Below are 22891 nucleotides of genomic sequence, written 5' to 3'. Positions count from 1 at the left end.
AGGCCGCGAATGGGGGGTCTAGGCTGGTTACAGACGCAGAGATGCGGCAAGTCTGCGACCGCTACCTCAGATACCAGACGTTGACCTGCTACCTGGCCAGACGTCCGCTGTGCGCCTCAAACCGAAAACTGGCTGGGCGCAGTGCACAAGACAATTGAACGACAGCTCTCGTGAACTGCGAACTGATGCTGCCGACCCAGTGCAGTCGTTCCGAGGGTTTCATCGAACTACTGATACTGAATCTATAAGTTAGACAAGCCATTCGACATGAATTGAGGCTTAAATCCAGTTTTGTCCTGTTCGGAAATCAGTCGGATGACTTTGCATGGGACTCCGGCAGCGATGACACCTGACGGAATATCTGATGTCACAACACTGCCGGAGCCAATGATCGAACCATCTCCAATCGCTACCCCGGGATTGATGTGCACACCTGCTCCAACCCAGACTCGATTGCCAATCTTTACGGGCTTTGCGAAGCATCCACCTGCGGCGCGCTCCATGGGGTCAATTGCGTGATTAGACGTATAGATACCGACTCGCGGCGCAAGGAGCACATCGTCACCGATGTATATGCCACCGCCATCAAGCATGATGCAATCGAAGTTGGCATAGAAATTGTCGCCAATGTGGATATTCCGCCCGAACTCACAACGGAAGGTCGGTTCGAAGTGTACGTTTCGACCTAGATGCCCTAGCAGAGACCTGAGGATCGCCTCCCGCTCACTAGCTGGTTTCGAGAAGGAGTTGTTGTACTCATTGGTCAGCAGCACCGCACTCTGCCTCGCCGCCACCAATTCAGGCGAGAGGTCGTTATACATTTGCCCAGAACAAATATGAGCAAGTTGCGTTTCGAGCTTTGACATTGGGTGCGACTAGTTTTTTAGGAAGGCGATAACCATAGCGCATCGCTGACACTCCTACGGCAACTCCTGGCCACAAGCGACCGTCTCAGAGCCACTCACTCAATGCGGCAATTTGTCCGGATCTACCTCTCAAGTGAGGCATCCGCTTGTTTGTATTAGTCGCGCGAATTGGTGGCTGCCAGATCGGAGTATTTGCACAGCGTCTGTATCGGGAAGATAGGGCAGTTCGATTCGTACACGATCTTGCTGCCATGCCGCGATAGGTACCCAGAGAAAATGGGCTACCACGGCAGGCAAAGCACCGCAGGTTAGGATGAATCGCGTGCGACTACTCGCCCCAGGCGCCCTGCATCGCAGCGAAGACAATGCCCCTTTCAAGTAGTTCACCGCGTCTTCAGCAAAGGCATCAATGCAGGAGTGATTGCCTGCGCCTGCTCCGAGGTCAGCGGGTCGTACGAGACAACAATATAGGCGCCCTCCTCCAGCACATCCGCACGGGCGACGTGGTCGCCGAGTATGCCTACCACCTGCTCTGGCGCAAGTCCGAAGTAGTTGTTGCACTGTTCTCTGGCCCAGTAGTTCACCTGCCTGATGTGAAGGCACTCTTGTCTGCGTGGACCGGCTTGAGCCCGGGCATGCATACGCTCTTCATCGCTGGATTTCCAGAATTCATCTTCCTCTTCGGCCAACACGTCCATGTCCTCCACCGCAGCGAAGAATGCACCAAAGCTGCGTATATAGAGGGGGATCACCTGGTCGAAGACATACTTCAGGTCTGCTCCATTTTTTGCAGAATTAAATTCGACAGTCATGTAGTCTTCAAGGCATGGAGCCACCTCTGAATGTCGCCGATACCTCCGGCTCAGAAGTCCAATTTCAAGGCGACTGACCTCCTCGTGAAGTCGATAGCTCACTTCATTGACAGGCCAATCCGATCGGTCTTCAAATGTGATGACATCCACATCTGCCAGCCCCCAAGGTGCAGGAAGCCAAGACAAGCTCTTGCATAGCTTTGCGTAGATTTCAGAAGGACTTTCGTCGAAGTCGAATACTCTGCAAACTCTGGTTTGCTGGGCCGTGCCAACTGCTCTTTATTTGTAGCTGATGATGAATGTGGCATATGCATTCGCACTGCCAGGCGTCGGCTCCTGCACGAGCGATGTCCCGATATAGCGGGCCTTCAGTTTGATATTCACCGACTCATTACCAAATTCGCCAGCCATCCACTGCTCTTCTTCCCCAGATACGGACCCGAATCTCACGAGCTGGTCATTCTCTCGTTGAATCTCGATACCTACGTTCTTGGCCACCGAATCCTCGGTAAGGGACAGCGTCGTTGATCGATTCGCCGGATTCTGCGTATCCGAAAATGCAATGAACATTCTTGTGGTTGTGTCGATATCGCCCCCAGAGCATGTAAGGTTCAGGCTGAAATCCTTCCATGGTCCTTTGCCGGCATCCGCTAGATCGGAGACACTGACGTTATCGAGATATACCGGAACCAGTAGGTTATTCGGTTTGCATGTCGGCACTTTAGGATCTACCACAATGCCGGCTCCGTCGATGTAGATCCTTCTAAAGGTATGCCCCAGGTCGACATATCTGGACTGACCGATCAGTCCGCCAATATATCCCCCTGCCGTGATGGGCCCCGTCTTCACCAATTCCACGACAAAGTCTTCAGCTGAGGTGAGAAAGTAGTTTGTACGGTCGTCATAAATCGTTCTAGGCCACCAATTAGGATTGGAACGCTCCCTGATTCGGATCCCCACGCCAGCAACTGAAGTCCTGAAGGTGCCAAACCCGTCCGACTCGCTGCTGGTCATCACGGTGTAGGCCGTTCTTCCCATGACCCTCTTGCACTGAATGAACCCGCCCGAGCCTACGGCCTGGGCGTTCTTCAAATTAATGACTGTTCCCACGGGGACCGACGGATTAAATTCCCCCGTTTCCCACGACTGAATCCGCAAGGTAACCATCGGAACCTCCTCGCCGCTGTCCAGCTTGATAGTGCAGACGCCTTGAGCCTTGACTGCCATTGGTGCAGCCACAAGAAACGAGGTGCACAAGAATCGCAAAATGACCGGCATCAATTTGCGTTTTAGAAATCGTTGATTCGCCATTGAGATTCCACAAATACCTTTTCTGAGCAGAGCATGGTATTTGTGGTTCAGATGGCAATTTCTAGGAATATTCTCAAAAGCTTGGCGTGGGCCGGCTATCACCGTGTTTCGTGCCTCCCTCACTCAGGCTTGCAATCGAGTCGGCTTCAGGCTGACCTGAGGCACTCACAGACCCATGCCGAAGCGGCGGCAATCGCCAACACCAGTTGCTGCACGCCGCCTGTCTTTAACAGCTGTTTTACGCTCCAAACCGGCTGTTCGAATCGCATGGCCGCCACGCAACGGTTCAAAGGGCCGCTTCTGCGTGCCGCGACAGGTTCGTGTCGTCCCTAAGCAGTCTGTCAACGCCTGAAGAATGAGCGAGCTCTTCGAGAGCACCGCTTGTTATTGCAGACGGCTTCACAGACGAAAACGCGGGCTTGCGCGAGCCATGGCGGGGTCGGACCGGCCTTGCGCACCCTGCGCCGGCGGCCGCAGAAGCACACCAATACAGGTATTAACCCGAATAAAGTCGCTGAAACTGGCTAAAATCGCGCCCATCCCGCGGGAGAGCGGAGCCTTTAGAGGGTTCCCGCCGAAGGCGCAAACTCCCATAATCGCTCAGGCAATAAGTACCGCAGGTGGGTCTGACAAGACCCGGATATCGCCAACTGGAGAGCAGCCCGCAACCACAAGTCTGCAGGGCTCACCGAAGGGGCAAGCATGTCCACCGCGAAGGTGCTCATGCGCAACTCTCAGGTAAAAGGACAGCGGGAGAGGCAAGCCGGACACTCCCGCCGATGTGAGTGGCTGGTCTATTTTCAAGTGCCTTCATGCTTCCTTCCGTCTCTTTGCTGGACTCGTTCCAGGCCTCCAACTTCACCGTCATGCTGGTCATCTATCTGGTGGCCATTACCGCCGAAGCCATGTCCGGCGCACTCGCCGCAGGCCGGCGCAATATGGATATCTTCGGCGTCGTCGTCATCGCCTTTGTCACTGCCCTGGGAGGCGGCACCATCCGCGACATGGTGCTGGGCCACTACCCCATCGGCTGGACCCAGCACCCTGAGTATGTGTATCTGGTCATCAGCTTCGGTCTGCTGACCACCGTGATTGCACGCCATATGCACAGGCTCAAGCAGGTGTTTCTGCTGCTGGACGCCATGGGTCTGATCGCCTTTTCGCTGATCGGCTGCAATACCGCGCTGGAGCTGGGCTACCCCACCATCGTCATCATCATGGCCGGCATGATTACCGGCATCAGCGGCGGCATCTTGCGCGATGTGCTCTGCAACCAGGTCCCCGTGGTGTTCCGCCGCGAGCTGTATGCCAGCGTGTCGCTGTCCGTATGCCTGATGTTCCTGGGCCTGCGCTATCTGGATGTCAGCCCCAATATCAGCACCATCGTGTGCTTTGCCGGCGGTCTTGCCTTCCGTCTGGCCGCCATTCGTTTCAAATGGCGCCTGCCGGTTTTTTCGTACCAGCAGCGCTGGGAATAAGATCGAGCTCCCCCTGTGGCGCTGCGCGCCTTTCCCCTCTCTTGCGACGCAGGAGGGGGACGCAGTCATCGCTGCGGGGCGGCCCTTGCCTGGCTGCTCTGACCTAGACTGCGCCATGCATTACCCATGTAGTTTCACTTTCCATGTCTGAACCGATCACATGGATGCCGGATGGCACCCCCTACAGCTCCAGATTCGGCGATCGCTATCACAGCGAGTTCGGCGGCCTCGACCAGGCCAGCCAGGTTTTTCTCGGTGGCTGCAACCTGCCAGCAGCCTGGGCCGATGCAGCGCAGTGGCGCATCCTGGAGACCGGCTTTGGCTTCGGCCTGAATTTCCTGGTCACCTGGGCGGCATGGAAGGCCGATCCCAGACGCCCGCGCATTCTGCATTTTGTCTCGGTGGAGGCCTACCCTGTCTCGCGCGAGGATCTGCTCGCGTTTTTGCCGGCCGATGAGGTACTGCGCGCGCTTGGCGAACAACTGGCCGAGCAATGGTGGGGACTGCTGCCGGGCGTGCATCGCCTTTCCTTTGATGACGGCCAGGTGCTGCTGACGCTCTATATAGGCGATGCCAGGACCATGCTGCGCAAGCAGCAGATGACGGCGGACAGCGTGTATCTGGATGGCTTCTCTCCCCAGCTCAACCCCGAGATGTGGGATGAAGATGCCATGAAGAACATTGCCCGCCATTGCCGCCGGGGCACGCAGCTTGCCACCTGGTGCGTGGCCGGCCATGTGCGCCTGGCGCTCAAGGCTCAGGGTTTTGAAGTCAAGAAGCGCGCTGGCGTGCCGCCCAAGCGCCATAACCTGCATGCAGCCTACAACCCGGCCTGGGAGCCACGCCATCGCCCGGACGGCCTGCCTGCGCCCGTGAGCCAGGCCGGCCGCTGCCTGGTGCTGGGGGCGGGCCTGGCAGGAGCCGCCGCTGCCGCCAGCCTGGCAAGACGCGGCTGGGAAGTGACGGTTCTGGATGCTGCGGCCGGGCCTGCGGCAGGAGCATCAGGCCTGCCAGCCGGCTTGTTTTGCCCGCATATTTCGCCCGATGACAGTGTTCTATCGCGCCTGTCCAGAAGCGGCGTACGCACAACGCTACAAAATCTGCAGCAACTGAGCCAAGCGCAAAAGTTGCATCCAGCCCAGGACTGGGCCCATGGCGGCGTGCTGGAGCATGACCTGAACGAGCCCTCCCATCTGCCCAGGTCATGGCTGCAACCCGGCAGCGAGAACAGCCCCTGGGGCCTGCACTGGAGTGCGCCTGCGCTGCCGGCTCAGTTGGCTGCGGCACAGCTGCCTGCAGACAGCCACGCCGTATGGCATGAGCAGGCTGGCTGGGTACGCCCCGCACAACTGGTGCGCGCGCTGCTGCAAGCCCCCGGGATTCATTGGCAGGGCCATGCCCGAGCTTCGCGCCTGGTGCGCGATGAAGTGCGCAATAGCTGGCAAGTGCTGGATGCGCAGGGCCAGATCCTGGCCGAAGCCCCCATGCTGGTGCTGGCCCTTGGCCCGGACACCAAGCCCTTGTTGCAAGCCAGCGGCCTGTCAGCAGGAGAATGGGAGCTGCAAGCCATACGCGGCCAGGTCAGCGTGGCCGAGCATGATGCAGGGACGCTGGCGGCCATGCCGCCCTTCCCCGTCAACGGTCATGGCAATCTGGTGCCGGACTTCCCCTCGGCCGACCGGGCCGGCGCGCACCAGTGGATCATGGGATCGACCTTCGAGCGCGATGTGACCGAGCTGCCGCCCACGGCTGCCGACCAGCAGGCCGCCCATGCCAGCAATGGCGAAAAGCTGGCCGCTTTGCTGCCGGGCTGCAGGCAGGCGCTGCGTTCCTTCTTCGATGCTGACCAGCGCCCTGCCACCTGGGCGCGCCTGCGTTGCGCGGCCTATGACCGTCTGCCGCTGGCAGGCCCTGCCGGGCAGTCGGCAGCCGATCTACCGGGCCTGTGGGTGCTGACGGGGCTGGGCTCACGCGGGCTGACGCTGTCCATGCTTTGCGGCGAGCTGCTGGCGGCACGCCTGCATGGCGAGCCGCTGCCGCTGGATGCCAGGCTGGCTCAGGCCCTGGGTACGCAGCGCCTGTGGAGCCGCTCTCTGCAGCAGCCCAGGTAGGCCACTCGCAAAAAAAGCACGCAGCGCTTACGGAGAAGTAAGTGCTGCGTGCCGTTTCGGCCCTGATTCTGAAGCCGGGTTTATTCGCTGCTTAACGATGCCACGGTGACCAGGGGCTCGAGTCTGGTCGCCAGCACCTTGTCCAGCGTCTTGCCGTCCATGTCCACGACTTCAAAGCGCCAGTCTTCCCACTCCACCACGTCGGCCTCGGTGGGCACGCGGCCCAGCAGCAGCATGATCATGCCGCTCAAGGTGTGATAGCGGCCACGCTCTTCCTCGGGCACGGTATGCAGGCTCAGGCGGTCCTTGAGTTCGGGCACGGGAATATGGCCGTCCAGCAGCCAGCTGCCGTCTTCACGCTGCACGGCCCAGCTGGTTTCGGGATCACGCGGCTGGAATTCGCCGGTAATCGCCTCGATCAGGTCCTGAAGCGTGACAATGCCCTGCACCTCGCCGTACTCGTCGATCACAAAGGCCATATGCAGATCGGAAGTGCGGAAGTTGTCCAGCAACTCCATGCCGGTAATGGTCTCGGGCACATAGAGGGCAGCCTGCAGAGGCTGGTCCTTGAGCGCCTGCCTGCCCTTGTTGAGCAAGGCCTGCGTCAGCCACTGGCGGGCGTTGAGCACGCCCACGATATTGTTCATATCGCCGCGCACGACCGGAAAGCGCGCATGGTCGGCCTGTTCGACACGGGCCAGAGTCTCTTCGAGGCTCTCGTCGATATCGAGACAGATGACATCGCTGCGCGGCACCATCAGCGAGCCGATCTGGCGATCGTCCAGACGGAACACATTGCGCACCATGGTGTGCTCCTGCGACTCGATCACGCCGGCTGTGTGGCCTTCCACCAAAATGGCCTGGATTTCCTCTTCGGTCACCACGCTGCCATTGCTTTCCTTGACGCCCAGGACCTTGAGCAGGCCGCGCGTCGATGCCGACAGCAGCCAGACAAAAGGTTTGGTGGCCAGGGCCAGGAAGTTGATGGGACGCGAGATCAGACGCGCCAGGGCCTCGGGATGGGTCTGGCCCAGGCGCTTGGGAACCAGCTCGCCCACAACGATGGAGAAGTAGGTGATCAGCACCACCACCAGGCCGGTGGAGAGGTAGTCGGCGTATTTCTGGGTCATGCCCAGGGTGATCAGCCAGTTCTCCAGCGGGCCGGCCAGAGCCGCCTCGCCGACGATGCCGTTGAGCACGCCGATGGAGGTGATACCGATCTGGATGGTGGAGAGGAAACGCGTCGGATCCTCTCCCAATTTGATAGCAGCTGCCGCGCCGCTGTCGCCCTCATCCACCAGTTTCTGCATGCGGGTCTTGCGGGCGGTGACCAGCGCAATTTCCGACATGGCGAAGACGCCGTTCAGACAGATGAGAGCGAAAAGTATGGCTATTTCCATAGTCAGGCACCCGCTTTCAATCCAGGCGCCTCAATCATTGAACAAGCCTTGATTCTAGAGAATGCCCGGCGCAGGGCCGCTCACAAAATGCAAGCGCGCAGAAAGGAAATTGGTTCAAGCGCTCCGTACGGGCGTTCTGGCAGCTCTTCACATATTCATTCAGATATATATGAAGCACTAAATAATCGTTTGTTTTTATATAAAGCCTCTCTACAGTTCAGTCCAACGATCCAAGTGCAATGCCACCCGAGGCAAGGCATCCGCTCCACGGAAGAACTGAAGACATGTATCAATACACCGATTTCGACAAAGCGTTCGTCAAGCAACGCGCCGACCAGTTCCGTGACCAGCTCCAACGCTGGCAGGCAGGCAAGCTCACGGAAGACGACTTCCGCCCGCTACGCCTGCAAAACGGCTGGTATGTGCAGCGCTATGCCCCCATGCTGCGCGTGGCCGTGCCCTACGGCGAAATCAACTCGGCCCAGATCCGCGTGCTGGCCAAGGTGGCCCGCGAGTACGACGAGCCCGAGGCCGAAGTCTTCAAACAGGCCCTGGAAGGCCAGGGCAAGCTGGGCACGACCTATCTGCCCAAGAACTGCGCCCACTTCACCACCCGCACCAATGTGCAGTTCAACTGGATTCCGCTGAGCAAGTCCGCCGATGTGATGGATCTGCTGGCATCGGTGAACCTGCACGGCATCCAGACCAGCGGCAACTGCATCCGCAACACCACCACCGATGCGCTGGCCGGTATCGCACCCGACGAGATCATCGACCCCCGTCCCTACGCTGAAATTCTGCGTCAGTGGACCACGCTGCACCCCGAGTTCGCGTTTCTGCCACGCAAGTTCAAGATCGCCATCACCGGCGCCAGCGAAGACCGCGCCGCCACGGGCTGGCATGACGTGGGCCTGCACATGGTCAAGAACGAAGCCGGCGAGATCGGCTTCAAGGTCTTCGTGGGCGGCGGCATGGGCCGCACGCCCGTGATCGGCACCGTGATCCGCGAGTTCCTGCCCTGGAACCAGATTATGAATTACATCGAGGCCATCGTCCGCGTCTACAACGAGCTGGGCCGCCGCGACAACAAGTACAAGGCCCGTATCAAGATTCTGGTCAAGGCCGAAGGCCAGGCCTATATCGATGCCGTGGAAGAGGAATTCCGCCAGATCGTCGAAGTGGACGGCGGCCCTCACACCGTGCCCCAGGCCGAGTTCGATCGCGTGTCTGCCATGTTCACCACGCCCGCTCTGCCCGTGGTGGCCGATGCCGCAGGCGATGAGCAGGCCCTGATTGCCCAGACTGCCAAGGAACCCGCCTTTGCACGCTGGATTGCCCGCAACGTCCACGCCCACCGCGTGGCCGGTCTGCGCGCCGTGACCCTGTCCTTCAAGCGTGTGGGCCAGGCCCCCGGCGATGCACAAAGCGAACAGCTCGACGCACTGGCTCATCTGGTGGACAAGTTCTCTGCCGGCGAAGCCCGCGTGACGCACGACCAGAACGTGATGCTGCCCTGGGTGCAGGTCGGCCAGCTGCATGCGCTGTGGACCGAGGCCAAGGCCCTGGGTCTGGCCAGCACCAATGTGGCGCTGCTCACCGACATGATCGCCTGCCCCGGCGGCGACTTCTGCGCGCTGGCCAATGCCCGCAGCCTGCCGATTGCCGACGCCATCACGGCCCGCTACCAGGATCTGGACGAGCTGGACGACATCGGCGAGATCGATCTGCATATCAGCGGTTGCATCAACAGCTGCGGCCACCACCACAGCGGCCATATCGGCATTCTGGGCGTGGATAAGGACGGCAAGGAGTGGTACCAGGTCACGCTGGGCGGCTCCGACGGCTCGACCCTGTCCGGCCAGGCCGTGGCCGGCAAGGTCATCGGCCCCTCGTTCAGCGCAGCCGAAGTGCCCGATGTGATCGAAGCCGTGCTCAGCACCTATCGCGACCTGCGCCAGCCCGGCGAGCACTTCATCGACGCCGTGCGCCGCATCGGCCTGGACCCCTTCAAGGAAGCCGGCAAGGCAGCCCGCCACCCTGTGGAAGCCGAAGAAGAAGCGCTGGCCTGAAGCCATAAGAACAAGGATAGAGTCATGAAAATTCTGGCAAGCAACGAATACCAGGCCCCCAGCGAGAGCACCGGCAATGTGCTGGTGCTGGCCAACGATGTGAACGCCCTTGAGGTGAATCTGGACGGCATCACCCAGGTGGACCTGTACTTCCCCAACTTCACCGACGGCCGCGCCTTCAGCCAGGCCTATCTGCTGCGCCGCCGTCTGAAGTTTGCGGGCGACATCCGTGCCACCGGCGATGTGCTGATCGACCAGCTGGTTCAGATGGAGCGCACGGGCTTCAGCAGCGCCGTGCTGCGCGAAGGCGTGGACGCCGCCGATGCGCAGCGCCAGTTCGAGCGCTTTGGCGGTTTCTACCAGGCCGATGCCGTGCACACACAGCCCCATTTCGTAGAGGTGCAAGCATGAGCCAGCTCGCCCCCGCAGCCAATCTGGCACAAATCAATGCCGAGCTGGGCCGCGACGCCCAGGCACTGGTTAACTGGGCCGTGGGCCTGGGTCAGCCCACCATAGTCACGACCAACTTCCGCCCCTTCGAGGCGGTGATCCTGCACATGGTGACGCGCGCGAATCCCGACGTGCCCGTGGTCTGGATGGACAACGGCTACAACACCGAAGCCACCTATCAGTTTGCCGATGCGGTGACCAAGCAACTTGGGCTCAACCTCAAGATCTACCTGCCGCTGCGCTCACGCGCCCACCGCGAGGCCGTGGAAGGCGCCACGCCGGCGCTGGACGATCCGCGCCATGCGGCCTTCACAGAAGAAGTGAAGCTGGAGCCCTTTGCCCGCGCCCTGCGCGAAACCGCACCCAAGGTCTGGTTCACCGCCCTGCGCGCCACCGACACCGCCGTGCGAGCACAGATGGAGCCCGTGAGCATCAATCCCGACGGTCTGATCAAGGTTGCGCCTCTGCTGCACTGGTCGTCCAAGGAGCTGTACGAGTACTGCGAAAAGCACGGCCTGCCCAACAACTTTGACTATGTGGACCCGACCAAGGGTGAAGACAACCGCGAATGCGGCCTTCATTTGAGTCACTGACGTGCTCCCCCTGAGCCGCTTTGCGGCCTCCCTCTTTCTCGCTGTGCGGAAGGGGGACGACAGCATCGCGGAGGGGCGGCCCTTGCTCGCTGCATCTTGTTCAGGTTGCGCCAGCTTTTAGGTCTTGCTTAATAAAAAAAGATAGCTGCTAGCCAAATAGCCATAAGCGCTACAGCATTATTTGATTGGATAAAAAATGAACGCTCGTGTGGATACTTCCGTGTTGAGCCATCTCAGCAACCGCCACCTGGATGCACTGGAAGAAGAAACCATTTTCATCCTGCGCGAAGTGGCCGCCACCTTTGAACGCCCCACCCTGCTGTTTTCGGGCGGCAAGGATTCGCTGGTCATGCTGCGCTGCGCCGAAAAGGCCTTTGGCGCGGGCCGCATTCCCTATCCCTTGCTGATGATCGACACCGGCCACAACTTCCCTGAAGTGACCGATTTCCGCGACCAGCGAGCCAAGGAACTGGGCGCCGAGCTGATCGTGCGCAGCGTGGAAGACTCCATGGCGCGCGGCACTGTGCGTCTGGCACACCCCGGCGAATCGCGCAATGTGCACCAGTCGGTGACGCTGCTGGAGGCGATTGACGAGTTCCGCTTCGATGCCCTGATCGGCGGCGCGCGCCGCGACGAGGAAAAGGCCCGCGCCAAGGAGCGTATCTTCAGCCACCGCGACAGCTTCGGCCAGTGGCAGCCCAAGGCCCAGCGCCCCGAGCTGTGGACGCTGTTCAACACCCGCATTGCACAGGGCGAGCATTTCCGTGTCTTCCCCATCAGCAACTGGACCGAGCTGGATGTGTGGCAGTACATCGCCCGTGAAAACATCGCCCTGCCATCGATCTACTACACCCACAAGCGCGATGTCGTGGAGCGCAAGGGCCTGCTGGTGCCCGTGACTGAACTGACCCCGCCGCGTGAGGGCGAGGAAGTCGTGCAGCGCGATGTGCGTTTCCGTACCGTGGGCGACATCACCTGCACCTGCCCCGTGGAAAGCACGGCAGCAACGGCCGAAGACATCGTGATCGAAACCCTGGCCGCCGAGGTCAGCGAACGTGGCGCGACGCGCATGGACGACAAGACCAGCGAAGCGTCCATGGAAAAGCGCAAGAAAGACGGTTACTTCTAAGGCATCCCCTGAGGCGCTACGCGCCTTCCCCTTCTCTGGAGCTTCGCTCCGGAAGGGGACGACACCCTCGGTGCGCGGCGGCGCTTCCTCGGTGTCTCTGAGTTGGGACATGTCGGTTTTTAGAAAGAATGCGATGACTGAGACTATTAATTCCGTAGCTGCTAGCGCAAACCCATCAAGCGCTTCAGGCCAATTTGATGCACATAACAGCAGCGCACTGCGCTTTATCACCTGCGGCTCGGTCGATGACGGCAAGAGCACGCTGATCGGTCGTCTGCTGGTGGACACCCGCGCCGTGCTGCAGGATCAGCTGGCCGGCGTCACCAAGTCCGGCGAGACGGATCTGGCCCTGCTGACCGACGGCCTGGCCGCCGAGCGCGAGCAAGGCATCACGATCGATGTGGCCTACCGCTACTTCGCCACCGAGTCGCGCAAGTTCATCATCGGCGATGCTCCCGGTCACGAGCAGTACACACGCAATATGGTGACGGCCGCATCGAGCGCCGATGCCGCCGTGGTGCTGGTCGATGCCACCAAGCTGGACTGGAAGAATGCCGATCTGGAGCTGCTGCCCCAGACCCGCCGCCACAGCCTGCTGGCCCATCTGCTGCGCGTGAATTCGCTGGTGTTTGCCGTCAACAAGCTCGATGCCGTGGAAGACCCGGCCCTGGCCTTTTCCCATATCAGCGCGGCGCTGCAGAAGTTCACTGCCTCCGCAGACATCAAGATTACGGCCACCGTGCCCGTGTCCGCGCTCAAGGGCTACAACGTGGTCAACAGCACTGACGGCTGGGCCGGCTACCACGGCCCCAGCCTGCTGCAACTGCTGGAACAACTGCCCAACACGCCGACCGACAGCGATCTGGCGCTGGCCTTCCCCGTGCAGTGGGTGGAGAAGTTCTCTTCTTCGTCCGACACCAGCCAGGGCCGCCGCGTGTTCTGGGGCCGTGTCGCCACAGGGGTGGCCCAAGTCGGTGCCCAGGTGCAGATTCTGCCCAGCGGCCAGCTCGCGACCGTGGCCCAGGTCATCGACCATGCCCGCGCGCCCAAGGAAGTGGCGGCAGGCCTGTCCGCCGGCATCACGCTGGACCGCGAGGTCGATGTCTCGCGCGGCGACTGGATCATTGCCGCCCCCGTGCAAGCCGAAGTGGCCGAGGACGACTTTGATGCCCCTGCTGCCGCAAGCCCATGGCCCAGCAGCCGCGAGATCACCGCCACCGTGGCCTGGATGGACACCGAGCCCCTGGTGCCCGGTCGCGTTTACTGGGCGCTGCATGGCCATCGCTGGGTCAAGGCCAAGGCGCGCCGCTTGGTGCACCGCCTCAATATCAATACACTGGACAAGGAAGACGCCCAGCAGCTCGAGGCCAATGCCATCGGCCAGGTGGAGCTGGTGCTGCAGGAAGCCATCCCGACCGCCCCCTTCACCCAAGCTCGCCAGCTGGGCTCGCTGATTCTGGTGGACACCGCCAGCAATGCAACAGCCGGTGCTGCGCTGGTGAACTGAAGCCAATGAAGACAGGGCCGCAACGGCGATCTGACCGTCAAACCAGATCTCCATACGGCCTTATCCAGCCAGGCACTGGCGCTGCGCGGGAAAAAACCTAAAATCACGGGGTTTTACCAATCCCCACCCAAGAAGAAGATTCTCAATGACTCACGTCGTTACCGAAAACTGCATCAAGTGCAAGTACACCGATTGCGTGGACGTTTGCCCCGTGGACTGCTTCCGTGAAGGCCCCAACTTTCTGGTGATCGATCCCGATGAATGCATTGACTGCGCCGTCTGCATTCCCGAGTGCCCGGCCAATGCCATCTTTGCCGAAGAAGATGTGCCTGCCGATCAACTGGCCTTCATCAAGCTGAACGTGGATCTGTCCCAGCTCAAGAGCTGGAAGAGCATCACCAAGCGCAAGGCTTCGCTGCCCGACGCCGACGAGTGGAATGGCAAGCCGAACAAAGTGGATTTGCTGGAGCGCTAACCCAGTCTGGGCGCGGACTGCGCTACGCTTGCCTGCATGAGCCTGTCCAACGCAACGACCAACGCTTCCCTCTCACTACAACCCGCCGTGGAAACCGACGCCATCATCATTGGCGCAGGTCCGGCGGGTTTGTTTCAGGCCTTTCAGCTTGGCCTGCAGGGCATTCAAGCCCATTTGATCGATGCCCTGCCCCATGTGGGCGGCCAGTGCAGCCAGCTCTACGCACACAAGCCCATCTACGACATCCCCGGCATTCCCGTCTGCACGGGCCTGGAGCTGGTGCAACTGCTGGAAAAGCAGATCGCGCCCATGCAGGTGACCCGCCATCTGTCCCAGCAAGTACAGACTCTGCAAGCCCTTGACGACGGGCGCTGGCAGGTCGGCACCACGGCAGGAGCGCTGTTCCATACCCGCACCGTCTTCATCGCCGCAGGCGTCGGCGCGTTCGTGCCCAAGGCCCTCAAGGCGCCAGGAGTGGATGAGCTCGGCACGGGCCAGTTGCACTATCACCCGCAGCAGCTGGACATGGCTGCAGGCCGCCAGGCGCTGGTCTATGGCGGCGATGAGGAAGCCGTAGCAGCAGCCATTGACTGCAGTTCAAGCGCGGCCAGAACCGTTCTCATGCACCGCCGTGACAGCTTCAATGCCGAGCCGGCGCAACTGACCCGGCTTCAGCAGTTGCGCGAATCTGGCGCTGTCGAAGTGCTGATCGGCCAGATCACCGAGGTGCGGCACGGCGATGGCCGGCTGGAGGCCGTGCAATGGATGGACGGCGAAGGCAATGAACATCTGCAGCCTGTCGAACAGCTGCTGGTCTACCAGGGCATTTCACCCAAGCTGGGTCCTTTGACGGACTGGGGACTGGCACTGGAGCGCAAACAACTGGCGGTGGATCCGGCAACGCTTGCCACCAGCGCCCCGGGGATTTATGCCATTGGCGACATCGTCAGCTACAGCGGCAAGAAACGGCTGATCCTCTGCGCCTTCCACGAGGCCACCATGGCCGCGTTTGCAGCCGCCGAATACCTGCAAGGCAGCAAGCCTTTGCTGGAGTACACGACGACCAGCGCGCGCCTGCATGCCATCCTGGGCGTGTCTCACTGAAGAGCCGCCAGTGCCTTGTCTCGGACTCCTTGGAGTCTGCTGCTTCTGAGGCAGGCATAAAAAAACCGCTATCCCTCGGGATAGCGGTGTAAATCACGACGGGGTCAGACCCCACCGCGCGCACTTTGATCTCGGCTCAATGGCCATGTGCCGGCTTGACCGGAATGATGGGCACTTCCTTGCCTTCCTTGTCGTAGACCTTGCCACCTTCGACGCGGTCGCCATCGGCCAGGGCTTCCAGCACATGCTGGCTCAGGGCGCGGCCATAGCCGGCTTCAAAGACGGAAGGCTGATCGGAATTGCCTTGCTTGAAGTGGTTGTAGAGCAGGTTCAGGGTCACGGCAACCAGGGCCGTTGCGCTGATGCCCGAGTGAAAGATCGTGGCAAACCATGCGGGGAACTGGTCATAGAACTTGGGAGCCACCACCGGCAGCAGACCCGCGCTCACCGAGGTGGCAACAATGATCAGATTCATATTGTTGTTGTATTCCACCTTGGCCAGGGTACGGATGCCGCTGGCAGCCACGGTACCGAACAGCACCAGACCGGCACCGCCCAGCACGGAGGGAGGCACGCAGGCCACGATGCGGCCCATCACCGGCAGCACGCCAAACACGATCAGGATCAGGCCGGAGAAAGCCACCACGAAACGGCTCTTGATTCCGGTCACGGCCACCAGACCCACGTTCTGTGCAAAAGCGCTTTGCGTGAAGCCGCCGAAGATGGGAGCCACGATGCTGGAGAGCATGTCGGCGCGCAGACCATCACCCAGACGGCGACCGTCCACGGGGCTGTCCACGATTTCGCCCACGGCCAGCACGTCGGCCGAGGTTTCCACCAGGATCACCAGAATCACGATGAACATGGAGATGGTGGCAGCCATGTCGAAAGTGGGCCAGCCGAAGTGCAAAGGCGTAGGCACCGCAAAAATGGGGCCGTTGAACACTTGCGAGAAATCGGCCTTGCCGATGAAGACGGCCGTGATGGTACCCACCACGATCGCCACCAGAATCGACAGGCGCGACAGCATGGCATTGCCCAGCTTGCTGAACAGCAGCACCATGAACAGCGACAGACCGGCCAGGCCGATATTGCCCATGCTGCCGTAATCAGCAGACTTGGCATTGCCGCCCATGGCCCAATGCGCAGCCACAGGCATCAGCGACATGCCGATCACCGTGATCACGCAGCCGTTGACCAGCGGCGGGAAGAATTTGGTGATGCGTGAGAAAACCGGCGCAATGATCAGACCCAGTACCGAGGCGTACATGACGGCCCCCAGCACGCCCTGCATGCCACCACCGGTGTGCAGAATGCTGACCATGGTGGCCACGCCTGCGAACGAAACGCCCTGAACCAGAGGCAGACGGCAGCCGAAGAAAGGGATGCCCAGGGTCTGCAGCAAGGTTGCCACACCACCCATGAACAGGCAGGCGGTCACCAGCAGACCGGCATCGGCAGCAGACATGCCAGCCGCTTCAGCGACGATCAGAGGCACCGCCACGATGCCGCCGTACATGGTCAACACATGTTGCAAGCCATACATGAGGTTGGCGGTGACGCCAAGATTCTCATCTTCGGGGCGCTTGACGGCCGCATCCCTGGATGCTCCGGTCTGATCGTTCATCTTTGTCTCCTAAATTACCTACTCACCAAGGCTCTAGAGGCCTTTCGCTCTGTCCGGTCGACTTGCAGCAACTCTTTCGGCAGCGATCTTTTCCGATCGCCCCGGCGAGGCCTTGTGCTGCAGCCAGTCGCTCTTCTTCGAGAGCGATCCGACCTATGGAAAAGAGCAAACCACTCTTTCATTCACCCAAGTCAGTCTTTCAATCTCCTTTGATTGCAGGACATCCGCCGGATGGACTATTCCATTACGCAATCAAAGCCATACCCAGAAGGGCATGAGTCGAGACTTTACGTTGCCAGAAGACCAAAATTGTCTACAGTTTTGTATACAAAGTGCTGACCAGAACCTTTCCAAAGCAAAAAAGCACACGCATTGGCTGCGATCGGGCGCCGGAAATTGATGCAGATCATGCCCGTCAAGGCATTCATGCCCTCTATAAAGAACAAAAGGATGCAAGACACATTCCCAGTTGTGTCTTGCATCCAGCAGAGAAGAGAAAAGAGAAATCTGGAGCGCTGATCAGTCTTCCTCGGCCTGAGCGATGCCGGGAAACAGTACATCGGTAAAGCCGAAACGGCTGAAATCGCGCACCCTCATCGGATAGAGCTTGCCCCAGAGGTGGTCGCACTCATGCTGGACCACGCGCGCGTGAAAGCCCTCGACCGTGCGATCAATCGGGTCGCCGTAGATATCAAAGCCGGTGTAGCGCACCTTGTTCCAGCGTGGCACCATGGCTCGCAGACCGGGAACTGACAGACAGCCTTCCCAATCCAGCTGCTCCTCTTCACCGATGGGTGTGATGACTGGATTGATCAGCACGGTACGAGGCACTATGGGGGCATCCGGATAACGGGGATTGGGCTCACCCGAGCCAAACACCACCATCTGCAAATCCTCGCCGATCTGCGGCGCCGCCAGGCCGGCACCGTTGGCAGCATGCATGGTGTCCAGCAAATCCTTGAGAAGCAGATGCAGCGCATCCGTATCAAATTCAGTCACCGGCTTGGCAAGCCTCAGCAGACGGGGATCACCCATCTTCAAAATGGTACGTACAGTCATATATCAATACAGCGTGCAGCAACCACCGGGTCACCGCACTGTTCAATCATCAAAAGCATAGCGTCGCCACCAATCCACGTGAACGGTGCGGCCAGTTCGGGCATCAGGCACAGAGAATTTAATGAAATTGTGATGAACTTCCTGCGAGCCCATTTTTACACCCTATAATCTAGGTCTTCTTCCTCAATAGCTCAGTCGGTAGAGCGCCGGACTGTTAATCCGTAGGTCCCTGGTTCGAGCCCAGGTTGAGGAGCCAAGAATTTCGATGCTTTGCGGATATCAAAGCATCACACCGACATATTCCTCAATAGCTCAGTCGGTAGAGCGCCGGACTGTTAATCCGTAGGTCCCTGGTTCGAGCCCAGGTTGAGGAGCCAAAATTTAATCGCCTTGCAATCGCTCAAGGCATGTCACACCGACACATTCCTCAATAGCTCAGTCGGTAGAGCGCCGGACTGTTAATCCGTAGGTCCCTGGTTCGAGCCCAGGTTGAGGAGCCATTCAAAAGCCTGTATGCAAGTCATACAGGCTTTTTCTTTTATCTGCTCAGGCGGCTCTCACCACGCCCACCGAAGCACCCACGGGTGGCGCATCTACAGCGACGGCCTTGTGTGCAGAGTGAGGGACATAGGGATAGTGATGCGGCACCACGGGAATATGCTGCTCGCCCTGCTCCCAGGCTCGCAATTCATCTTCCAGTCGAGCAGCACGTTCGGCATACATCTGAGCGGAGGACTGGTAGTACTCCGCCGCGATAGTGTGCTCCAGAACAGCCATGCGCGCCTCTTGCAGATAGGCACGCGTACGGCGGATATAGCGCGGTTCGGAACGTCCAAAACCGAAGATCTTGCCGAAAAACATGACCAGCCTCCTTTTCCGGTAACAACGCAAATCCGTCACGACTCCTCAACCGATGGAGCAATGTTGCCAGCGTAATGTCTCCGTTTCAAGACATCTGTCCCACAGCAAGAGTTCGCCTCGTAGGAGGGGCACCCGCCACTTGCGGCCGCCCGCCCAAAGCCGGCTCCAGGCAGGGCCTGAAACACTGCTTTCCTGTCACAAAGCCCAACTCAGGAATCAATCAGACACATTGTTCGGGTATTTCCGCCCCCACATCGCCCGGCGAGCAAGGGCTTGCCGGCGATTCAAGCAAGGGCAAACACGCAGGACTCCCGCCGCGAACCGCTGCCAATCCCGGCCTGCCCATGCGCTGCGGCAGGCAAGAGCACCCGCCATCAAGACTGGATCGCTACAGAATTCAATGCAGCATCCCTGCCGCACAGACAGGCACAACCCAGCGAGTCAGTTGCCCCGCAGGAAGTTCTGCACCCCTTCGGCCACATGAACACCAGAGGACATACAGGCCGTGAGCAGATAGCCGCCCGTGGGGGCCTCCCAGTCCAGCATTTCTCCCGCACAGAAGACGCCAGGCAGAGCGGCACACATCCCCCGCGCATCCAGAGCCTCCAGACGAACTCCGCCTGCCGTGCTGATGGCCTCATCGATGGGGCGCGGCGCGATCACCGTCAAAGGCACCGCCTTGATCGTGGATGCCAGGCGCTTCATGTCCGCCATGCCATCCTTGCCAAGCACCTCATACAGCAAACCCGCCTTGATGCCATCAAGCCCCAGACGCCCCTTGAGATGACTGCTGAGGCTGCGCGAGCCGCGCGGCCGCATCACCTCCTGCTGCACACGCTCCACACTCCACTGCGGCAACAGGTCCAGCTCGAAGCGCGCAGTGCCCTGGCGGGCAATGCAGTCCCGCAACAGGGAGGAGACAGCATAGATCAGGCTCCCCTCCACCCCTGTCTGCGTCGCAACAAATTCACCTTGACGTTCAAAGCCGGCACTTTGCTCGTCCGCAAACTTCAAGACCACCGACTTGAACGGCTGCCCGGCAAAGCGCTGAGCAAAGACCTCGCTCCAGCCGGCTTCACGCCCTTGCGGCCAGCCCACATCAAAGCCACAGTTGGCCGCCTGCAACGGGGCAATGCCCACCCCCTTGTCCTGCAGCAGCGAAACCCAAGCGCCGTCCGAGCCCAGACGCGCCCAGCTGCCGCCGCCCGTCGCCAGCACCAAAGCCTTGCAGCCAATCTTGACCCTGGCACTTTCTGTCTGAAGAACCGGCTTGCCATCCTCTGCCCAGCCGATCCAGCGGTGACGCATATGAAACTGCACGCCCTGCGACTTCATACGCACCAGCCAGGCACGCAGCAGCGGCGCTGCCTTCATATCCGCAGGGAACACTCTTCCGGATGTCCCCACAAAGGTATCAAAACCCAGCTCCTTGACCCAGGCCTGAAGCTCGCTCGCCCCCCACTTTTCGAGCCAGGGAGTCAAATCTGCAGAGCGGCAGCCATAGCGAGTGACAAAGCTCGAGAACTCCTCGGAGTGCGTAAGATTGAGGCCGCCTTTGCCGGCCATGAGGAATTTGCGAGCCGCCGAGGCTTTCGCCTCGAACACCCTGACCGACAAGCCGGCCTTCGCCAGTTGCTCGGCCGCCATCAGGCCTGCAGGCCCGGCACCGATCACAGCCACATCACAGACCCATTCGGAATCGGCCATCAAGGGCTCCGAGACACTCATACTTCTACCACCTCAATCTGCCGGCAGCCACCGGCCGCCAAAGGGTGCGCAGAATACCACCGACGGCATTTCTGCAATATTGCGGGCACTATTAGCGCGATAGCTGCAAACAACCAGCCACACACCGTGGCGGGAGATGAGTTTCTGTCACAATCAACTCACTAGGCGAATAGACCGCCTACCTTTTTGATTCAAGAAAATCCAGGACTACAAATGGCCAGCGAATTGATCAAGCACATCACGGATGCAAGCTTTGAGTCTGACGTACTGCAACCCGGCACGACCGTGCTGGTGGATTACTGGGCTGAATGGTGCGGCCCTTGCAAGATGATCGCCCCCATCTTGGACGATGTGGCCGAAGGCTACAAAGGCAAGGTGCAGATCGCCAAGATGAATGTGGACGAAAACCGTGAGATCCCTGCCAAGTTCGGCATTCGCGGCATTCCCACACTGATGTTGTTCAAGGACGGCCAGCTGGCCGCCACCAAGGTTGGCGCGCTGAACAAGACGCAACTGTCCGCCTTCCTCGACCAGCACATCTAATGCATTCAACAAACAGAGCTCCCAATGGAGCTCTGTTTGCTTCTGGGCACCCGCTACCCTCCCCCATTTGCATCTGCTACAGACCCGGCACAGGTTGCAGATGACAAGTCCTCGATAAATTGCTTGCAAGCTGCGCCAGTTTTCCTGTCATAATGTATGAACCGCCGGCCACCGCATGGGACCGCGCTGGATTTTTCTTCAGGCAAGCCTGCCCACTTTCACAGTGTCTCGTTAGGCTCTACGCCTCCCCCCCTGGTTATTCTCACTCCACGCTTGGAGTCATTTCATGCACCTTAATGAACTCAAGGCACTGCACGTGTCTGAAGTCTTGAAGCAGGCCGAAGCGCTTGAGATCGAAAACGTCGGTCGCATGCGCAAGCAGGAACTGATGTTCGCCATCATCAAAAAGCGCGCCAAGGCCGGTGAACAGGTCTTTGCCGACGGCGTGCTGGAAATCCTGCCCGATGGCTTCGGCTTTCTGCGTAGCCCCGATACCAGCTACACCGCCAGCACCGACGATATCTACATCTCGCCCAGTCAGGTGCGCCGCTTCAATCTGCACACCGGCGACATGATCGAAGGCGAAGTGCGCATCCCCAAGGATGGCGAGCGCTACTTTGCCCTGACCAAGCTCGACAAGGTCAACGGCGGCCCACCCGAGCAAAACAAGCACAAGGTGCTGTTTGAGAATCTTACCCCTCTGTTCCCCAAGGAGCAGATGCGCCTTGAGCGCGATATCAAGGGCGAAGAAAACATCACCGGCCGCATCATCGACATCATCGCCCCCATCGGCCGCGGCCAGCGCGCGCTGATCGTGGCACCGCCCAAGAGCGGCAAGACCATGATGATGCAGAGCATTGCGCACGCCATCACAGCCAACCATCCCGATGTGCATCTGATGGTGCTACTGGTGGACGAGCGCCCTGAAGAAGTGACGGAAATGCAGCGCTCGGTGAAGGGCGAAATCATTGCCTCCACGTTCGACGAGCCAGCTACCCGTCACGTGCACGTGGCCGAAATGGTGATCGAGCGCGCCAAGCGCCTGGTGGAACTGGGCAAGGATGTGGTCATCCTGCTGGACTCCATCACCCGCCTGGCCCGCGCCTACAACAACGTCGTGCCCTCGTCGGGCAAGGTGCTGTCGGGCGGTGTGGACTCCAACGCACTGCAGCGCCCCAAACGCTTCTTCGGTGCGGCCCGCAATGTGGAAGAAGGCGGCTCGCTGACCATCATCGCCACGGCACTGGTCGACACCGGCAGCCGCATGGACGAAGTGATCTTTGAAGAATTCAAGGGCACCGGCAACAGCGAACTGCACCTGAACCGTCGCCTCTACGAAAAGCGCGTGTTCCCAGCCATCGAACTCACCAAGAGCGGTACACGCCGCGAGGAGCTGCTGCTGGCTCCCGAGATTCTGCAAAAGACTCGTATCCTGCGCCAGTTCATGTACAACATGGACGAGATCGAGTCCATGGAGCTCATGATCAAGAACATGAAGGCCACCAAAAACAACGTGGAGTTCTTCGACATGATGCGTCGCGGCGGCTAAGGCCTCTTCGTGCATCGAAACAACAAAGCCCCGCCTCGCGGGGCTTTGTTGTTTCTGGCGCTTGACCCCATTGATTGACCTGGCTCAAACTGACTTGCAAGCCGCCCCTCAATACTAGGGATATACATCTATACAAATCTTGCGATAACCGGAAGCCAAAAGCTTTCAAGTCGCAGGTTCTGCATTCATGGCCCCTTCAGCAAATCGCACACCACCCTA

At 59.9% G+C, this 22891-nt stretch carries 19 protein-coding genes, 3 tRNA genes and 2 riboswitches; of the genes, 14 read left to right on the top strand and 8 right to left on the bottom strand.

The genetic code is table 11. The features are described 5' to 3' along the window. Window positions 1–242: 242 nt before the first annotated feature. From EIC84_RS13990 to EIC84_RS13980, 3 genes are all read right to left on the bottom strand, one after another. A complete protein-coding gene (locus EIC84_RS13990; protein WP_003066680.1) occupies window positions 243–866 on the bottom strand; it encodes a sugar O-acetyltransferase in 624 nt (207 codons plus the stop codon). Window positions 867–1249: 383 nt separating this feature from the next. Beyond that, window positions 1250–1678, bottom strand: a complete 429-nt coding sequence (locus tag EIC84_RS13985) for a hypothetical protein (RefSeq protein ID WP_003066682.1) — start codon at window positions 1676–1678, stop codon at window positions 1250–1252. Window positions 1679–1957: 279 nt separating this feature from the next. Next, window positions 1958–2989, bottom strand: coding sequence for a fimbrial protein (locus EIC84_RS13980; protein WP_134737318.1), 1032 nt, complete (start codon window positions 2987–2989; stop codon window positions 1958–1960). Window positions 2990–3523: 534 nt separating this feature from the next. Beyond that, a riboswitch (glycine riboswitch) is annotated at window positions 3524–3616 on the top strand. A 13-nt stretch (window positions 3617–3629) separates the two neighbouring features. Beyond that, window positions 3630–3749: riboswitch (glycine riboswitch) on the top strand. 52 nt (window positions 3750–3801) lie between these two features. Here EIC84_RS13980 and EIC84_RS13975 point away from each other — a divergent pair. Continuing rightward, on the top strand, window positions 3802–4467 hold the full coding sequence (locus EIC84_RS13975; RefSeq protein ID WP_003069687.1) for a trimeric intracellular cation channel family protein: 666 nt from the start codon (window positions 3802–3804) through the stop codon (window positions 4465–4467). Window positions 4468–4631: 164 nt separating this feature from the next. Next, window positions 4632–6578 carry an FAD-dependent 5-carboxymethylaminomethyl-2-thiouridine(34) oxidoreductase MnmC gene (gene mnmC / locus EIC84_RS13970; protein WP_003069689.1) on the top strand — a complete coding sequence of 649 codons (1947 nt, stop codon included), beginning with the start codon at window positions 4632–4634 and terminating at the stop codon, window positions 6576–6578. Between the two features lie 80 nt (window positions 6579–6658). On the opposite strand, the gene EIC84_RS13965 is transcribed toward mnmC, so the two are convergent. After that, window positions 6659–7978 carry a hemolysin family protein gene (locus EIC84_RS13965; protein WP_003069691.1) on the bottom strand — a complete coding sequence of 440 codons (1320 nt, stop codon included), beginning with the start codon at window positions 7976–7978 and terminating at the stop codon, window positions 6659–6661. A 284-nt stretch (window positions 7979–8262) separates the two neighbouring features. On the opposite strand from EIC84_RS13965, the gene EIC84_RS13960 reads away from it, so the two are divergent. From EIC84_RS13960 to EIC84_RS13930, 7 genes are all read left to right on the top strand, one after another. Then, the gene (locus EIC84_RS13960) at window positions 8263–10047 is read left to right on the top strand and encodes a nitrite/sulfite reductase (protein ID WP_003069693.1); all 1785 of its coding nucleotides are present in this window, start codon (window positions 8263–8265) and stop codon (window positions 10045–10047) included. Window positions 10048–10071: 24 nt separating this feature from the next. After that, complete coding sequence (locus tag EIC84_RS13955) at window positions 10072–10458, top strand: DUF934 domain-containing protein (RefSeq protein ID WP_003069695.1); 387 nt, start codon at window positions 10072–10074, stop codon at window positions 10456–10458. Beyond that, complete coding sequence (locus EIC84_RS13950) at window positions 10455–11090, top strand: phosphoadenosine phosphosulfate reductase family protein (RefSeq protein ID WP_003069697.1); 636 nt, start codon at window positions 10455–10457, stop codon at window positions 11088–11090. The genes EIC84_RS13955 and EIC84_RS13950 overlap by 4 nt, the downstream gene beginning before the upstream one ends. Before the next feature lie 196 nt (window positions 11091–11286). After that, on the top strand, window positions 11287–12219 hold the full coding sequence (gene cysD, locus EIC84_RS13945; RefSeq protein WP_003069699.1) for a sulfate adenylyltransferase subunit CysD: 933 nt from the start codon (window positions 11287–11289) through the stop codon (window positions 12217–12219). A 133-nt stretch (window positions 12220–12352) separates the two neighbouring features. Beyond that, window positions 12353–13726, top strand: a complete 1374-nt coding sequence (locus tag EIC84_RS13940) for a sulfate adenylyltransferase subunit 1 (protein ID WP_003069701.1) — start codon at window positions 12353–12355, stop codon at window positions 13724–13726. 145 nt (window positions 13727–13871) lie between these two features. Further along, window positions 13872–14201 (top strand): ferredoxin FdxA, encoded by a 330-nt coding sequence (fdxA, locus tag EIC84_RS13935; protein WP_003053491.1) that lies wholly within the window; start codon window positions 13872–13874, stop codon window positions 14199–14201. Window positions 14202–14237: 36 nt separating this feature from the next. Beyond that, on the top strand, window positions 14238–15305 hold the full coding sequence (locus tag EIC84_RS13930) for an NAD(P)/FAD-dependent oxidoreductase (RefSeq protein ID WP_050789007.1): 1068 nt from the start codon (window positions 14238–14240) through the stop codon (window positions 15303–15305). A gap of 136 nt (window positions 15306–15441) precedes the next feature. On the opposite strand, the gene EIC84_RS13925 is transcribed toward EIC84_RS13930, so the two are convergent. After that, complete coding sequence (locus EIC84_RS13925; protein ID WP_003069706.1) at window positions 15442–16932, bottom strand: nucleobase:cation symporter-2 family protein; 1491 nt, start codon at window positions 16930–16932, stop codon at window positions 15442–15444. A 519-nt stretch (window positions 16933–17451) separates the two neighbouring features. Further along, on the bottom strand, window positions 17452–17991 hold the full coding sequence (gene def / locus EIC84_RS13920; protein ID WP_034358695.1) for a peptide deformylase: 540 nt from the start codon (window positions 17989–17991) through the stop codon (window positions 17452–17454). A gap of 180 nt (window positions 17992–18171) precedes the next feature. On the opposite strand from def, the gene EIC84_RS13915 reads away from it, so the two are divergent. The 3 genes from EIC84_RS13915 (at window position 18172) to EIC84_RS13905 (ending at window position 18491) form a co-directional block, all read left to right on the top strand. Further along, window positions 18172–18247, top strand: a tRNA-Asn gene (locus EIC84_RS13915). Window positions 18248–18292: 45 nt separating this feature from the next. Continuing rightward, window positions 18293–18368: transfer RNA gene (locus tag EIC84_RS13910), tRNA-Asn, on the top strand. A gap of 47 nt (window positions 18369–18415) precedes the next feature. Further along, window positions 18416–18491: transfer RNA gene (locus tag EIC84_RS13905), tRNA-Asn, on the top strand. Between the two features lie 46 nt (window positions 18492–18537). Here EIC84_RS13905 and EIC84_RS13900 read toward each other — a convergent pair. Both EIC84_RS13900 and EIC84_RS13895 read right to left on the bottom strand, forming a co-directional pair. Next, window positions 18538–18852, bottom strand: a complete 315-nt coding sequence (locus EIC84_RS13900) for a hypothetical protein (protein WP_003067300.1) — start codon at window positions 18850–18852, stop codon at window positions 18538–18540. Window positions 18853–19293: 441 nt separating this feature from the next. Continuing rightward, a complete protein-coding gene (locus EIC84_RS13895; RefSeq protein ID WP_080554195.1) occupies window positions 19294–20580 on the bottom strand; it encodes a TIGR03862 family flavoprotein in 1287 nt (428 codons plus the stop codon). Window positions 20581–20793: 213 nt separating this feature from the next. Here EIC84_RS13895 and trxA point away from each other — a divergent pair, with 213 nt between their 5' ends. Both trxA and rho read left to right on the top strand, forming a co-directional pair. Further along, entirely contained in the window at window positions 20794–21123 is a 330-nt protein-coding gene (gene trxA, locus EIC84_RS13890) for a thioredoxin TrxA (protein ID WP_003053480.1), read from the top strand. A gap of 286 nt (window positions 21124–21409) precedes the next feature. Next, window positions 21410–22672, top strand: coding sequence for a transcription termination factor Rho (rho, locus tag EIC84_RS13885; RefSeq protein WP_003053478.1), 1263 nt, complete (start codon window positions 21410–21412; stop codon window positions 22670–22672). The last annotated feature ends 219 nt before the right edge of the window (window positions 22673–22891 follow it).

This window comes from Comamonas sp. A23 (genome assembly GCF_004522605.1).
GTDB lineage: Bacteria > Pseudomonadota > Gammaproteobacteria > Burkholderiales > Burkholderiaceae_C > Comamonas > Comamonas thiooxydans.
The sequence above is the reverse complement of the archived record's forward strand: the minus strand, read 5'-3'. Positions and strand labels throughout refer to the sequence as shown.